The organism is Devosia sp. (assembly GCF_036563435.1).
GTDB lineage: Bacteria > Pseudomonadota > Alphaproteobacteria > Rhizobiales > Devosiaceae > Devosia.
This window is the reverse complement of record NZ_DATCMJ010000001.1, coordinates 358,833-373,387: the sequence shown is the minus strand read 5'-3', so window position 1 is coordinate 373,387 and position 14,555 is coordinate 358,833. Positions and strand designations below refer to the sequence as shown.

The window sequence follows — 14,555 nt, the reverse complement described above, 5'->3', positions numbered from 1 at the left end:
TCGTCATCCGGCGCATGGACCTTTGGTAGATCCGCTGGCGCCGCAACAGGGTGACGGACTTCTCTTCTTATCCCCTGCGGTGAGCGGCGAAGTCAGCCCGGAAACACTTTGTCCGGGTTCGAGCCAGCACCCGCGCGATAACCAATCCTATCGCCCGATTGCATCTGTCCAACCGCCGGCGCTTTGCGTCTGGCGATTTGCGCGCTGCATGTTCTGCGCGCAGCAAGCGCCTTTGGGCGCAGAAAGAAAGTGTTCACTTGAACGATTTTTCCTCCCTCGGCCTTCCTGCCATCCTGACCGACAGCCTCACCGCTGCAGGCTTCACCGAGCCCACCAAGATCCAGACCCAGGCCATTCCCAAGCTGCTCGAAGGCAAGGACATGATGGGCATCGCCCAGACCGGTTCGGGCAAGACGGCCGCCTTCGGCCTGCCCATCCTTGCAGGCATCCTCCAGCTCAATGGAAGGCCGCGTCCACTGACAACCCGCGCCCTGATCCTGGCGCCGACCCGTGAGTTGGCGGTGCAGATTGACGAGAACCTGCGCAAGTTTGCCGGGTCTAAGATGAAGATCGAAACCGTTCTGCTGCTGGGCGGCGTCTCGCGCTACCACCAGGTCAAGAAGCTTGAGCGCGGTGTCGACATCACCGTTGCCACCCCTGGCCGCCTCAAGGACCTGATGGACGACGGCAAGATCCGGCTCAACGAAACGCGCTGGTTCGTGCTGGACGAGGCTGACCGCATGCTCGACATGGGCTTCATCGCCCCGGTTCGCGCCATCGCCAAATCCATCGGCATCAAGCGCCACACCATGATGTTCTCGGCCACCATGGCGCCCGAAGTCGCCGACCTGGCAAAGAGCCTCCTGCAGGATCCGGTGCGTGTCGACGCATCGGTTGCCGGTTCGACCGTGGTCAAGATCGACCAGCGGGTGATCCTCTCCGGGTCCAAGGCCAAGCGCGGCGTGCTCAACGAACTCTTGGCCAGCGAAACCGAGAAGATGGAGCGCGTCATCATCTTCTCGCGCACCAAGCATGGTGCCGATCGCGTCGCCAAAAATCTCGAGATAGACGGCCACAAGGCCGCGGCCATCCACGGCAACAAGTCGCAGAACGCCCGCCAGGCGGCACTCAAGGGCTTCGCCACAGGTGACGTCCGCATTCTCGTTGCGACCGATATCGCGGCGCGCGGCATCGACGTCCCGGGCATCACCCATGTAGTGAACTATGAACTGCCCGACGATCCCGAGAACTATGTGCACCGCATCGGCCGCACGGGGCGCAATGGTGCATCGGGCACAGCGATCACGCTGTGCGACGGCACCGAGCGCGGCAAGCTGCGCGACGTTGAACGCCTGATCCGGCGCACTCTGCCGGTGTCGGGCGATCTCCACACCGGCAATGACACCGGCGTGGTCGAAGCGCCACGTTCAGCCTACAAGAAGCCCAGCGGTGGTCGCCCTGGCCCGCGTTCGGCGCGCAACCCGCGCAAGGACCAGACGGATCGCCGCTCGCCGGCGGAACGTCGCCCCTTTGCCGAGTTCGCCAAGGAAGTGGGCAGCAAGAGCCAGCCGCATCACCAGCCTTCTGACACGCCGCGCGTCCGCAACGATGCGCAGCCGAGCCGCGGCGTCCGCCGCGACATGGAAACGGGCAAGCCCATGGCTGCCAAACCAGCCGGTGCACCCACCAAGCAGCGCTGGGGCAAGTCGCAAAAGGATGCCGTGCGCACCGGCGGACGGTCCAATGCCGATCGGCAGCGGGGCCGCGCTGCCCGCGTCAGCCAGTAACAAGAAGAAGGGCGGCAGCGATGCCGCCCTTTTTCTTACGCGACGGAGGCGAGATAGAGGATGTCCCGCCGGCTCGTGCTCTCCGTCCCGTCCGGGGGAGACAACCGATCTAGGAAGCTCTGGCTCCAGTTGTCGACGCTGTGCTTGCGCGCGGCCGCCATCAGGCTCTGCCACCGCTGCCGCCGCTCGTCGAGTGGCATGTCGAGCGCCATCCGCAAGGCTTCGGCCGTTTCATCGGTATCGAACGGATTGACCAGGAGCGCATCCTCGAAAATCTCGGCCGCGCCGGCGAAGCGGGACAGGACCAGAACGCCCGGGTCCTCTCCGTTCTGCGAACCGACATATTCATGCGCGACCAGGTTCATGCCGTCGCGTAACGGCGTGACGAGGCCGACCCGGGCCAAGCGGTAAAGCCCCGCAAGGCTCGCCTGGCCATAGGCGCGTTTAACATAGGTCAGCGGGGCCCAGTCCGGTTCGGCGAAGCGCCCCATCACCCGGCCGCACATGGCGTCCAGCGTATCGCTGGTTTCCTGATATTCCTTGATCGTGTCCCGCGACGGCGGCGCTACCTGCAGCATATGCACCAGGCGGCGGAAACGGGCGTTGTTGGCGAGGAGCTTTTCATACGCCTCGACCCGCTGCGGCAGACCCTTGGAATAGTCCAGCCGGTCGACACCCAGGATTAGTTCCTGTTCGCCGAGAAACCGATCCATGCGCTTGGTCATCTTGGTGGCTGCGCTGCTGACTGCCAGCTTGGCGAAGGCATCGGGATCCGACCCGATCGGGATTGCCGACACTTCCGTGCGGCCGAAGTCGATCGTTTCGAGCGGTGAACCGGCCAGGGTGGACGGCGACTGATGCTCGGCGAATTCGGTAAAGGCCGTCACATCGCGATTGGCTTGCATGCCCACCAGATCATAGCGCGAGAGGTCGCGCATCAGCTCTTGATGATTGGGAATGGCGTAAAGGGTGTCGAGCGTCGGGAAGGGGATGTGGAGGTAAAAACCGATCCGGTTCCGCACGCCGAGATTGCGCAACTCGGTCGCCAGCGGGATCAGGTGGTAGTCATGCACCCAGATGACGTCGTCCGCCTTGAGCAGCGGCAGCAGCGCATGGGCAAACTGGCTGTTCACCCGGCGATAGCCTTCGTACCAATGGCTTTCGATGGTGGCGAGGTCGAGCCGCAGGTGAAAGCTTGGCCACAGGATCGAATTGGAGAAGCCGGCGTAATAGGCGTGGTGATCCTCGCGCGTGAGATCGATCTGCGCGATCTTGAGCCCATCGATATCTTCGAACCGCGCGGTAGGGGAGGGTGTGTCCACCAGCTTGCCCGACCAGCCAAACCAGAAGCCTTCGTGCTCGGCCAACGTTTTGCGCAGGGCAACGGCTAGGCCTCCCGCCGCCGGACCCTTGCCCGGCGTACGGTTGGAAACAACAATGATGCGGCTCATGAACGCCCCCGTTCGTTTAGTCTCAATGTTCTGTCGTGGTCGCGTCCCGATCGCGAGCGACGATATCCCCAAGTCCACGGATCAGCGCATGAACCGAGGCAACATCGGGAATGCGCATCCGGGCTGCCGTTTCGCCGTCGCCAAGCTTGATGCCGACGCCGCCCAGGTCCTGCGCGGCGATGAAGGCATCTTCGTCGGTGGTGTCGTCGCCGATAAAGATCGGTGTACGGCCCACAAACGGTTCCTCGCGCATAAAGGCGCGAAGGGCATCGCCCTTGTTGGCAGCGCGCGGCCGTGCTTCCAACACCATCTTGCCCGGCACCAGCGTGAAATCGGGCACGCTCTGCACGGCTTCTTCCATGGCGACGCGGACGGCGCTTTCGAGCTCGGGCGCCTGGCGATAGTGCAGCGCCACTGCGCCTTGCTTGGCTTCCAGCAGCAGACCGGGATGCGCTGCGACCAGTGGCTCGACGGCGTGACCGATCTCTTCGGCACCCTGCACGGCGGATGGATCGGTGGTTTCCACAAAGCCATCGGCACGGCGACGCTGCGTGCCATGGGCGCCAGCAACCGGCAGATGCAGCGGCGCCAGGTATTTATCGATATCCGATATCTCGCGGCCGGTTAGGACAGCAAAGGCGCTGTCGAGTTCGCGTACCGCACGTTCAAGCTGTGCTGGCAGGGAGTCGTCCACCTCGATGGAATCGGGGGTTTCGGCAAGTTCGACCAGCGTCCCATCGAAGTCGGTAAAGATGGCGAGTTGCGGCACCGAATGGGCCACGGCGTTGATCTGGGACATGCTGCACCTGCCGGAATGAGTGGTGCAATGTGAACGCAGCGTGACCAATTTGGTTCGCCGCTACATGGCTGGCATGTTCCTGCCGGTATTCTGAACAGCTGCTGAATAGATCATATCACCCGCATTCAGCGGCTGCGCCGCACAACAGGTGCACCGTTCTCCAGAGGCCCCAATGCGTCAGCTCACCCTCACTGCGCTCTTTGCCGTCGTTCTCAGCTTCCTGACCTTTGCCGCTTCCTTTGCGGAAGTACCGCGCAGCGAGTTCATTCCGGTCAGAGCGGCTCTGCAGTAGAGCAGGTGATAAGGAACGGCTCGGGGAAGTGATGCTCTTCGAGATTGTTGCCATCGCCACCGCGGTCGACAACGATGAAGTCGCTCGGCTCGTCCAGCACCGTCAGCACGCCATGCCACACATTCATGGCGATGTTGACGCCTTGACCGGCTGCTGGCCGAAAAGCGCGGATACTGGCGGGCGTGCCACCTTCGTCTTCCGCCACGATCACCAGCCATGAGGCGGCGCCAATAGGGAAAAAGGCCTGGCTGCCCAGCGGATGGCGTTCCACGAGCCTGAGGCTCAAGGGCAGCGCATAGGGCTGTCCACGAAAGATGGAAATCAGCGGCCGCGCACTGTCGCCGCCGAGCTCCACCTTTGCTAGATCGTGGAAGCGTTCGGTCATCCCACCATTGATCGGATAATGGTGCGCGCCCTCGATTTGGATCACCTGCCCGAAAGTGGCAAACACCTCGGCCGTCAGTGGTTCTATGCTGATCGCGCTTCCGGCCATGATGTGCAGTTCCTAGTTGATGACGCATCTTCAGCCACGGCTCGGCACCATGCAAGGCCGCCCTAGACCGGCGTCTCTACCTGTCGCTTCAGGCGCCCGAGCATGGACGCAGCATAGGCCGCATAGGGGCCGACCCAGCGTTCGTGAATGGCATGGATAGGCAGGGCATCAAGGTGGTTCCAGCGTTCACGGCCCCGGCGTTCGGCAACCAGCAACCCTGCCTCTTCCAGAACGCCCAGGTGCAGCATCACCGTGCAGCGATCGAGTTCTGGGAAGCGCTGGCACAAGGCGCCGGTCGTCAACGGTTCGGTCTTAAGCGCATCCAGTATGCGCCGGCGCACGCGGTGGCTCAGCGCCTTGAAAATCAGGTCATCTTCGTCGTCGCTTGACATGTTAGGTTTTTATAACATACGGTTTGGACCGTCAAGCAGAGGAGGGTGCGATGGCCTACGAGTTTACCGTCGGAGGGCGGATCTCACGTCCTGTGGCCGAGGTGTTCGAGGCTGTTGTCGACCCGGCCCAGCTCTCGTCCTATTTCACGACAGGTGGCGCCGTCGGCAGGCTCGAGACAGGTGCCACGGTCACTTGGGACTTCCACGACTTCCCGGGTGCCTTTCCAGTTCGCGTCGTCGAGGTGATACCCAACCAGAAGATCGTCCTGCGCTGGGATGCGTCGCCCGATGACGACCTCGCTGGCAACTACGAGACCACCGTCACCATGACCTTCGAGGCGCTGGAGGACGACCGCACGCTGGTGCGCATCCATGAGGCTGGCTGGCGCGACAACGAAGCGGGACAAAAGGCGTCCTACGGGAACTGCGAAGGCTGGACCGGCATGCTCTGCGCCATGCGCGTCTGGCTGGAGCACGGCATCAACCTGCGAGACGGCTTCTACAAATAGCGCGTGACGTCGCCACCCACGACAACGTGCACAAATTTGGACCAGATGGTAAAAAATGAGCATTGCGGTTCAGCGGTGATGCGGTAGTCTTTGCCTGGGGAGCAAAGACGGAGCAGCAGATGGCGGGTAGTGGACGCCTCACGACGCATGTCCTGGATACGACACATGGCAAGCCGGCGCGCGGCATGCGGATCGAGCTGCATTATGTGCATGGCGATCACACGCACCACATTACCGACAGCTATACCAATGCCGATGGACGGGTGGATCAGCCGCTGCTGAGCGAAGAGCAGTTCGACAAGGGCGAATTCGAAATCCGCTTCCATGTCGGGCAGTATTTCGAACGCATCGGCCTCGAGCTCGAGACGCCGTTCCTGGATGTGGTGCCGATCCGCTTCACCATCTCCGAAGACAAGCATTACCATGTGCCGCTGCTGGTCAGTCCCTTCGGCTATTCCACCTATCGGGGGAGTTGAGCGATGACCGCGGTCTCGGGCGCCATCCGCTTCATCCTTAATGGCGAGGACGTCAGCCTCACCGACGTTCGTCCCGACATGACGCTGCTCGATTGGCTGCGCCTCGACCGGCGCCTTCGGGGCAGCAAGGAAGGTTGTGCAGAAGGCGACTGTGGTGCCTGCACCGTCCTGGTGGGCCGTCTCTCCGGCGACGAGATCATCTACGACTCGGTTACCGCATGCATCCGCTTTGTCGGCAGCCTCCATGGCACGCATGTGGTGACCATCGAGCACCTGCGCGGTGAAGATGGTATCCTCCATCCCGTGCAGCAGGCCATGGTGGATCACCACGGCTCGCAATGCGGTTTCTGCACGCCCGGCTTCGTGATGAGCCTTTACGGCCTCTGGATGCGGGATCCACAGCCGAGCCAGGCTGCCATCGAAAAGGCATTGCAGGGCAATCTCTGCCGCTGCACCGGCTATGCACCGATCATCCGCGCCGCCAAGGCCATGGGCGACTACGGCCAACCCGCGGGCGACCCGCTCCTGGCCGAGCGCATCGCACTCACCAACGGGATCAAGGCGCTGGCAGATGGCAGGCGCGTGGAGATCGGGGAGGGGGAGAACCGGATCATCGTGCCCGCCAGCCTTGACGATTTCGCCGCTATCTACGAGGCCAATCCCACCGCGACCATCGTCAATGGCTCGACCGATGTGGGGCTCTGGGTCACCAAGTTCATGCGCCCGATCGGCCCGGTGATCTTCATCAACCACCTGCAGGAACTCAAGCGCATCGCCGAAAACGACAGCGAAGTGCGCCTCTATGCCGGCGTGAGCTATTCGGAAGCACTTCCCGTGGTCACCGCCCACTTCCCGCATATGAGCGAGTTGTGGAACCGCATCGCCGGCGAGCAGGTGCGCAATATGGGGACGATCGGCGGCAACATCGCCAATGGCTCCCCGATCGGCGACACGCCGCCGCCCTTCATTGCGTTGGGCGCCAAGCTCCATCTGCGCCGTGGCGAACACCGCCGCGAGATCAAGCTCGAAGACTACTTCCTGGCCTATGGCAAGCAGGACCGCCAGCCGGGCGAGTTCGTGGAAAGCGTCACCATTCCGCTGCTGCCCGCTGGTGAGAAGTTCGCGGTCTACAAGGTCTCCAAGCGGTGCGAAGAGGACATCTCGGCGCTGTGCGGTGCCTTCCGCGTCTTCGTCAACGATGCCGGCATGGTCGGCATGGCGCGCATTGCCTTCGGCGGCATGGCCGCGACCCCAAAGCGCGCCAAGGCTGTGGAGGCGGCGCTGGTCGGCAAGCCGTGGAACGAAGCCACCATCGAGAATGCCGTCGCCGCCTTCGCCGCTGACTACCAGCCGATCTCGGACATGCGTGCCAGTGCCGATTATCGCCTGCTGACGGCGCAGAACCTCCTGCGCCGCTTCTATCTCGAGACGGTTGGGCAGGCGCAGCGCCTGCGTCGGGAGGTGGCATGAACAAGCATCAGGCACCCATTACCCTGGCCAGTCTGCATACCCCGGTCCGGCATGACAGCGGACCCAAGCATGTTGCGGGCGCGGCCGAATATATCGACGACATGGTGGAGCCCGAAGGCACGGTTCACGCCTATCTGGCGCTGTCGAGCCGTCCGCATGCGGAGATCGTCGGCATCGACTTCTCCCTGGTCAACGACTATCCCGGCGTGCTCGGTGTGCTGACGGCGGAAGACATTCCGGGCGAGAACGATGTCTCGCCCAGCCACAAGCACGACGAACCCATCTTTGCCCAAGGCGAGGTGCATTTCTGGGGGCAGCCGCTCTTTGCCGTCGTCGCCGAAACACGCGACCAGGCGCGCCGTGCTGCTCACCGGGCTCTGGTCACTTACCGTGACCTCCCCTTCATCGCCGATGTCCGCCAGGCCCAGGCCGAGGGCGGCAAGCTCGTGACCGAGCCGCTGAAGCTCGAACGCGGCGAAGTGGATGCCGGGCTGGCCGCCGCACCGCGCCGGCTCAAGGGCAGCATCCGCATCGGCGGGCAGGACCATTTCTACCTCGAAGGGCAGATCGCCATGGCGGTGCCGGGCGAGGACGAGGACGTCACCGTCTATTCGTCCACTCAGCACCCCAGCGAAGTGCAACTGATGGTCGCCCAGGTGCTGGGCATCCGCCAGCATGCCGTCACCATCAATGTCCGGCGCATGGGCGGCGGTTTTGGTGGCAAGGAAACGCAGGGCAACCTCTTTGCCTGCGTTGCCGCCCTTGCCGCCAAGAAGTGGAACCGCACCTGCAAGATCCGGCCCGATCGCGACGACGACATGACCGCCACCGGCAAGCGGCACGACTTCGTGGTCGATTATGACGTCGGCTATGACGAGACCGGCAAGATCCAGGCCGTCGACGCCGTCTACGCGGCGCGCGCCGGATTCTCCTCCGACCTTTCCGGTCCGGTGACCGATCGTGCGCTCTTTCACTCCGACAATACCTATTGGTATCCGGCCGTGCGCGTGCGCAGCGAGCCGCTCTATACCAACACGGTATCCAACACGGCCTTCCGCGGCTTTGGCGGCCCGCAGGGCATTCTGGCCGCCGAACGCTGGATCGAAGACATCGCCTATGCGCTTGGCAAGGATCCGCTCGAAATCCGCAGGCGCAACTTCTATGGCACCGATACCGACAATGTGACGCCCTACCATCAGGTCGTGGAGGACAACATCATCCACCGCCTGGTGGACGAGCTCGAAGCGTCGTCCGACTACCAGGCGCGCCGCGCCGCCATCATCGATTACAACCAGGGCAGTTCCATTCTGCGCAAGGGCATCGCCCTTACCCCGGTCAAGTTCGGCATCTCGTTCACCGCGACCTGGTACAACCAGGGCGGTGCGCTGATCTACGTCTACAAGGACGGCACGGTCCAGCTCAACCACGGCGGCACCGAGATGGGGCAGGGGCTCTATATCAAGGTGGCGCAGGTGGTGGCCGACGCCTTTGGCATCGGGCTCGACAGCGTCAAGGTCATGACCACCTCTACCGGCAAGGTTGCCAATACCTCGGCAACCGCCGCCTCTTCGGGCACCGACCTCAACGCCATGGCCGCGCTCGATGCGGCGCGCCAGATCAAGGAGCGCCTGGTTCGCCATGCAGCCAAGCTCCACAAGGTCAGCGAAGCGGAGGTGCATTGGGTGCAGGGCGGCGTCCAGGCCGGCGCGACCTATGTGCCCTTCGGAGAACTGGCGGCATCGGCCTACCTGAACCGGGTGCATCTGAGCGCCGCGGGCTTCTATGAGACGCCCAAGGTTCATTGGGACCGCGCCACCGGCCGCGGGCGCCCCTTCTACTACTATTCCTATGGCGCCGCCGTCAGCGAAGTCACCATCGACACCCTGACCGGTGAATACACGGTGGATCGTGTCGATATCCTCCATGACGTCGGCCGCTCCCTCAATCCGGCGATCGACCTGGGGCAGGTCGAGGGCGGGTTCATCCAGGGCATGGGCTGGCTCACCACCGAGGAGCTGGTCTGGGACGACAAGGGCCAGCTGCGCACCAAGGCACCATCCACCTACAAGATTCCGCTCGCTAGCGACGTGCCCCCCATCTTCAACGTCAAGCTTGCCGACTGGTCCAGCAACCGCGAACCCACGATCGGCCGGTCCAAGGCTGTCGGCGAACCGCCATTCGTCCTGGCGATCAGCGTGGTCGAGGCCCTGTCCATGGCCGTGGCCTCCGTTGCCGACTACCGCCTCGCGCCGCGGCTCGATACGCCACTGACGCCCGAACGCATCCTGATGGGCTGCGAGAGGCTGAAGCGGGAGGCGCGGGGGTGACTTGGGTGACCGTTTTCACCGCAAAACTCTCACCCCTAACCCCACCCCTCGAGGGGGAGGGGAATCGGCGCCACTCCCGCTGCACTGCCTGCTCTCTCGCCTCCCTCCCCCTTGAAGCAAGGGACCGAGGGTGGGGGTTCCAAGGGCCCGGCGCACTGGGTAGACGTGCATGACCCAAGCCGCCGCCCTCACCGCCTTCCTCGCGCAAAATGCCGATGCCATCGTCTGCACCCTGACCTCCGTGCGCGGCTCGTCGCCGCGCGAGCAGGGCACGTTCATGCTGGTGGGGCGGGGCGCGCTGTTCGGCACGATCGGCGGCGGGGCGCTCGAATATCTGGTGATCGAACATGCACGCCGGCTGATCCTTTCCGGCCAGGCGGAAGAAGCCATGGACGTGCCGCTTGGGCCCGAGATCGGCCAGTGCTGCGGCGGCCGCGTGGCGGTGCAACTGGCCTTCGCCGACGGGGAGCGGCGCGCGCATCTGCTGGCCCAGGTCGAGCAGGAAGATGCACTTCTACCCCATGTCTATATCTTCGGGGCTGGCCATGTGGGGCGGGCGCTCGCCCATATCCTGTCCATTCAGCCGGTGCGGCTCGAAGTGATCGACACACGGCGCGAGGAACTGGCGCTCTTGCCCGCCAGCGTTTCGGCACGAGCGGTTGCGATGCCCGAAGCGGTGATACGCTCCGCACCAGCGCGCAGCGCCTTTGTCATCGTGACGCACGATCATGCGCTCGATTTCCTCCTAGCGCAGGAAGCGCTGGCGCGAACCGATGCCGCCTATATCGGCATGGTGGGCAGCCAGACCAAGCGGGCGCGGTTTTCAAGCTGGTTCAGGGCCGAGGGGGGTGATCCGGCTGTCCTTCAGCGTCTGATGTTGCCCATAGGGGCGCAAGGGCTTGGGGATAAACGCCCCGCCGTCATCGCGGCACTGGCGGCGGCCGAAATTATGGTCCACATTGGTCATCGGGAAGCTGAGACTGTGCGGGCGGGCGCCTCCGAGCCATCGGAGGTGTTGATTGGACGTTAGTATGCCGCATCGGCTTGAATTGACCGGTATCACCAAGCGTTTCCCTGGCGTCCTGGCCAATGACAATGTGAGCTTTGCGGTTCGTCCGGGCGAGATCCACGCGCTGCTCGGTGAAAACGGCGCCGGCAAGTCCACCCTCGTCAAGATGATCTACGGCATCATGCAGCCCGATGCTGGCGAGATCCGCTGGGATGGCGTACCTGTCGTGGTGCCCAACCCGAAAGCCGCCCGCAAGCTGGGCATCGGCATGGTGTTCCAGCATTTCTCGCTGTTTGAAGCGCTGACCGTTCTGGAAAATATTGCGCTGGGCATGGACAGCAAGATTCCCTCGCGGGACCTCGAGGCGCGTATTCGCCAGGTGATGTCCACCTATGGCCTCCTGCTCGATCCGCACCGCACCGTCGCAACGCTCTCGGTCGGCGAGCGGCAGCGCATCGAAATCGTGCGGGCGCTGCTGCTCGATCCAAAACTCCTGATCATGGATGAGCCCACTTCCGTGCTGACGCCGCAGGAAGTGGAGCAACTGTTCGAAGTGCTGCGCAAGCTGGCCGCTCAGGGCTGTTCTATTCTCTACATCTCGCACAAGCTGCATGAGATCAAAGCGCTCTGCGATACGGCGACCATCCTGCGCGGCGGCAAGCTTGTGGACACCTGCGACCCGCGGCAGGAAACCAGTCGCTCGATGGCCGAAAAGATGATCGGCGCGGGGCTCAAGGACATTGTGCGCGTGGGTGAGCGCACGTTGGGAGCGGCCAAGCTGGTCGTCTCGCGCCTGTCCACCCATAAAGCTGGTCACTTCGATGTGCCGGTCTCCGATGTGAGCTTTACCGTCCGGAGCGGCGAGATATTCGGTATCGCCGGCGTGGCCGGCAACGGCCAGAATGCCCTTCTTGATGCCTTGAGCGGCGAAATCCGCAGCGACGACAAGGAGGCGGTGAGCCTTGATGGCTATCCGCTGGGCCTGCTGGACACGACCGGGCGGCGCAAGCGCGGGCTCTGCGCGGTGCCCGAAGAGCGCAACGGTCACGCCGCCGTAAGCGACTTCACCCTGAGCGACAATTCGGTCCTCACCGCCCGGGACCGCCTGGGCATGGTGATGCTGGGCCTGATCAATTCAGGCGCGGCCAAGACCTATACGGGCAAGGTGATTGCCGATTTCGCCGTCAAGGCGCTGGGACCGGCTTCGACGGCAGGCTCGCTTTCGGGCGGCAACCTCCAGAAATACATCATGGGCCGGGAAATCCTGCAGAAGCCTTCGGTTCTGGTGGTGTCGCAGCCGACTTGGGGCGTCGATGCGGGGGCCGCCGCGGCAATTCACCAGGCGCTTGTCGACCTTGCAGCCGCGGGTTCTGCCATTGTGGTCATCAGCCAGGATCTCGACGAGCTGCGGGCGCTTTGCGACACGCTGGCGGTGATCAATATGGGGCGCCTTTCCCAACCGCGCCCCGCAGGCGAGGTCAGCGTCGAAGAGATCGGCCTCCTGATGGGCGGCGTGCATGGCGCGGCGGAGGCACATGATGCAGTTCCGGCTTGAGAAGCGGCGCGAGCCGTCGCAGGTCATGGTCTATTTCACGCCGTTCGCGGCGGTGGTTCTGACCATGGTCATTGGCGCCCTGATCTTTTCGCTGATCGGCTACGACGGCGTTGGGGCGGTTCGCGAGATCTTCCTGACGCCGCTGACCAACGCCTACAAGTGGCAGGACCTCGGCATCAAGGCTGCCCCGCTGATCATCATCGGCGTGGGCCTTTCCATCGCCTACCGCGCCAATGTCTGGAACATCGGTGCCGAAGGCCAGTATGTAATCGGCGGCGTGGCCGGTACGGGTGTCGCCTTGTTGACCTATGGCATGACCGGCTGGTGGGTCCTGCCGCTGATGGTGATTGCGGGGATACTTGGCGGCATGGCCTACGCAGCCATTCCAGCGCTCCTCAAGACCCGCCTCAACGTCAACGAAATCCTGACCTCGCTGATGCTGACCTACGCGTCGGTGCAACTGATCTACTTCCTGATCCGCGCACCTTGGAAAGACCCGATGGGCATGGGCTTCCCGCAGACGCGGCTGTTCTCCGAAGCTGCTCGCCTCCCAACGATCATCCCCGGCACCATCGTGCATCTGGGCGTGCCGATCGCCGTCCTTGTCGGCCTCGTCGCCTGGTTCATCATGAGCCGCTCCCTGTTCGGCTACCGCATGCGCGTCGTGGGTGCCGCACCGCAGGCCGCCCGCTATGGCGGGTTCTCGGAAAACAAGACCATCTGGATGGCCATGCTGGTGAGCGGTGCGCTCGCCGGTCTTGCCGGTGTCCTCGAAGTGGCCGGTCCGTTCCAGCGGCTGGTGCCGGGTTTCCCCACCAATTACGGCTTCACCGCCATCATCGTCGCCTTCCTCGGTCGCCTCAACCCACTGGGGGTGATCATCGCCGGGGTTGTGCTGGCGATCACCTTCGTGGGCGGCGAGGTCGCGCAGACCACGATCGGCCTGCCCGATGCAGCAACGGGCATCTTCCAGGCCATGATGCTCTTCTTCCTCCTCGCCGGTGACATCCTGATCAAGTACCGCATCCGGCGGGTCGGCGTGCAGCAAACGGCAGGAGCCGCCTGATGGATCTGACGCTTGCGATTCTGGTCACCGTGGTCGGGGCGTCGACGCCGATCCTGATAGCGGCTCTGGGCGAGCTGGTGGTCGAGCGCTCCGGGGTGCTGAATCTGGGCGTCGAGGGCATGATGCTGATCGGCGCCATCGCCGGCTTCGTGGTGCAGTTTCACACCGGCAATCCCTATCTGGCGCTCCTCTGCGGTGCACTGGCCGGAACGGCGTCCTCGCTGATCTTCGGCTTCCTGACCCTGTCTCTTTCGGCAAACCAGACGGCGACGGGTCTGGCCCTTACCATCTTCGGCACCGGCTTTTCGGCGCTGGCCGGCTCCTCCTATTCGGCCCGGCCGGTGACGCTGATGCCGCCTTTGTTCCCAGCCGAGATGGCCAGCCACCCCCTGGCCAAGGTGGTTTTCGGCTACTCCTTTCCGATCTATTTCTCCTTCATCATGGTCGTAGCGATCTGGTACTTCCTCCACCGCACCCGCGCCGGGCTGATCCTGCGCGCCGTGGGCGAGAACGACCAGTCGGCCCATTCTATCGGCTACTCGGTGATCGGCGTCCGCTATCTGGCGGTGATGTTCGGCGGCGCCATGGCAGGCATTGCCGGAGCCTGCTTCCCCTTGCTGCTGACGCCGCAATGGGCCGAGCGCATGACCGCCGGCCGTGGCTGGATTGCCGTGGCGCTGGTGGTCTTTGCCTCCTGGAAGCCGTTCCGGCTCCTTGCTGGCGCCTATCTCTTCGGCCTCGTCATGACCATGGAGCTCTATGCCAAGGCTGGCGGCGGACCGCTCTCGGTCATTCCGTCCGAACTTTGGGCGGCGCTGCCCTATCTCGCCACTGTCGCCGTGCTGGTGCTGATCTCGCTGCGCCGCGATGCCTCGACCAATGCACCGGCTTGCCTCGGCAAGCCGTTCCTGCCCGCCAATTGAGACACC

Annotated in this window: 13 protein-coding genes; 9 read left to right on the top strand and 4 right to left on the bottom strand. The window is 63.7% G+C overall.

Translation table 11 applies throughout. The features are described 5' to 3' along the window. Positions 1-257: 257 nt before the first annotated feature. A complete protein-coding gene (locus VIL88_RS01775; protein ID WP_331985302.1) occupies positions 258-1,787 on the top strand; it encodes a DEAD/DEAH box helicase in 1,530 nt (509 codons plus the stop codon). Between the two features lie 35 nt (positions 1,788-1,822). Here the strand turns inward: VIL88_RS01775 and VIL88_RS01770 are convergent, their stop codons facing one another. From VIL88_RS01770 to VIL88_RS01755, 4 genes are all read right to left on the bottom strand, one after another. Beyond that, a complete protein-coding gene (locus tag VIL88_RS01770) occupies positions 1,823-3,238 on the bottom strand; it encodes an alpha,alpha-trehalose-phosphate synthase (UDP-forming) (RefSeq protein WP_331985300.1) in 1,416 nt (471 codons plus the stop codon). A gap of 22 nt (positions 3,239-3,260) precedes the next feature. Further along, positions 3,261-4,037: a trehalose-phosphatase gene (gene otsB, locus VIL88_RS01765; RefSeq protein ID WP_331985298.1), complete on the bottom strand. Its 777-nt coding sequence runs from the start codon at positions 4,035-4,037 to the stop codon at positions 3,261-3,263. 272 nt (positions 4,038-4,309) lie between these two features. After that, a complete protein-coding gene (locus VIL88_RS01760) occupies positions 4,310-4,822 on the bottom strand; it encodes an ureidoglycolate lyase (RefSeq protein WP_331985296.1) in 513 nt (170 codons plus the stop codon). A gap of 62 nt (positions 4,823-4,884) precedes the next feature. Further along, positions 4,885-5,214: an ArsR/SmtB family transcription factor gene (locus VIL88_RS01755; RefSeq protein ID WP_331985294.1), complete on the bottom strand. Its 330-nt coding sequence runs from the start codon at positions 5,212-5,214 to the stop codon at positions 4,885-4,887. A 50-nt stretch (positions 5,215-5,264) separates the two neighbouring features. On the opposite strand from VIL88_RS01755, the gene VIL88_RS01750 reads away from it, so the two are divergent. From VIL88_RS01750 to VIL88_RS01715, 8 genes are all read left to right on the top strand, one after another. Then, positions 5,265-5,723, top strand: coding sequence for an SRPBCC family protein (locus VIL88_RS01750; RefSeq protein WP_331985292.1), 459 nt, complete (start codon positions 5,265-5,267; stop codon positions 5,721-5,723). A 119-nt stretch (positions 5,724-5,842) separates the two neighbouring features. Next, complete coding sequence (gene uraH, locus VIL88_RS01745; protein ID WP_331985290.1) at positions 5,843-6,199, top strand: hydroxyisourate hydrolase; 357 nt, start codon at positions 5,843-5,845, stop codon at positions 6,197-6,199. 3 nt (positions 6,200-6,202) lie between these two features. Beyond that, the gene (gene xdhA / locus VIL88_RS01740; RefSeq protein ID WP_331985288.1) at positions 6,203-7,669 is read left to right on the top strand and encodes a xanthine dehydrogenase small subunit; all 1,467 of its coding nucleotides are present in this window, start codon (positions 6,203-6,205) and stop codon (positions 7,667-7,669) included. After that, entirely contained in the window at positions 7,666-9,996 is a 2,331-nt protein-coding gene (gene xdhB, locus VIL88_RS01735) for a xanthine dehydrogenase molybdopterin binding subunit (protein ID WP_331985286.1), read from the top strand. Before xdhA ends, xdhB begins: the two co-directional genes overlap by 4 nt. 169 nt (positions 9,997-10,165) lie before the next feature. Next, the gene (xdhC, locus tag VIL88_RS01730; RefSeq protein ID WP_331985284.1) at positions 10,166-11,026 is read left to right on the top strand and encodes a xanthine dehydrogenase accessory protein XdhC; all 861 of its coding nucleotides are present in this window, start codon (positions 10,166-10,168) and stop codon (positions 11,024-11,026) included. Between the two features lies 1 nt (position 11,027). Then, positions 11,028-12,560, top strand: a complete 1,533-nt coding sequence (locus VIL88_RS01725) for an ABC transporter ATP-binding protein (protein WP_414650102.1) — start codon at positions 11,028-11,030, stop codon at positions 12,558-12,560. After that, the gene (locus tag VIL88_RS01720) at positions 12,544-13,626 is read left to right on the top strand and encodes an ABC transporter permease (RefSeq protein WP_331985280.1); all 1,083 of its coding nucleotides are present in this window, start codon (positions 12,544-12,546) and stop codon (positions 13,624-13,626) included. Before VIL88_RS01725 ends, VIL88_RS01720 begins: the two co-directional genes overlap by 17 nt. Then, entirely contained in the window at positions 13,626-14,549 is a 924-nt protein-coding gene (locus VIL88_RS01715) for an ABC transporter permease (protein ID WP_331985278.1), read from the top strand. The genes VIL88_RS01720 and VIL88_RS01715 overlap by 1 nt, the downstream gene beginning before the upstream one ends. Positions 14,550-14,555: the final 6 nt, after the last annotated feature.

Excerpts from the sequence above, each read along its gene's own strand:
- VIL88_RS01770 (WP_331985300.1), bottom strand. The coding sequence starts at position 3,238 with ATGAGCCGCATCATTGTTGTTTCCAACCGTACGCCGGGCAAGGGTCCG.
- xdhA (WP_331985288.1), top strand. The coding sequence starts at position 6,203 with ATGACCGCGGTCTCGGGCGCCATCCGCTTCATCCTTAATGGCGAGGAC.
- VIL88_RS01725 (WP_414650102.1), top strand. The coding sequence starts at position 11,028 with ATGCCGCATCGGCTTGAATTGACCGGTATCACCAAGCGTTTCCCTGGC.
- xdhC (WP_331985284.1), top strand. The coding sequence starts at position 10,166 with ATGACCCAAGCCGCCGCCCTCACCGCCTTCCTCGCGCAAAATGCCGAT.
- VIL88_RS01720 (WP_331985280.1), top strand. The coding sequence starts at position 12,544 with ATGCAGTTCCGGCTTGAGAAGCGGCGCGAGCCGTCGCAGGTCATGGTC.
- otsB (WP_331985298.1), bottom strand. The coding sequence starts at position 4,037 with ATGTCCCAGATCAACGCCGTGGCCCATTCGGTGCCGCAACTCGCCATC.
- VIL88_RS01760 (WP_331985296.1), bottom strand. The coding sequence starts at position 4,822 with ATGGCCGGAAGCGCGATCAGCATAGAACCACTGACGGCCGAGGTGTTT.
- VIL88_RS01755 (WP_331985294.1), bottom strand. The coding sequence starts at position 5,214 with ATGTCAAGCGACGACGAAGATGACCTGATTTTCAAGGCGCTGAGCCAC.
- uraH (WP_331985290.1), top strand. The coding sequence starts at position 5,843 with ATGGCGGGTAGTGGACGCCTCACGACGCATGTCCTGGATACGACACAT.
- VIL88_RS01715 (WP_331985278.1), top strand. The coding sequence starts at position 13,626 with ATGGATCTGACGCTTGCGATTCTGGTCACCGTGGTCGGGGCGTCGACG.
- VIL88_RS01750 (WP_331985292.1), top strand. The coding sequence starts at position 5,265 with ATGGCCTACGAGTTTACCGTCGGAGGGCGGATCTCACGTCCTGTGGCC.
- xdhB (WP_331985286.1), top strand. The coding sequence starts at position 7,666 with ATGAACAAGCATCAGGCACCCATTACCCTGGCCAGTCTGCATACCCCG.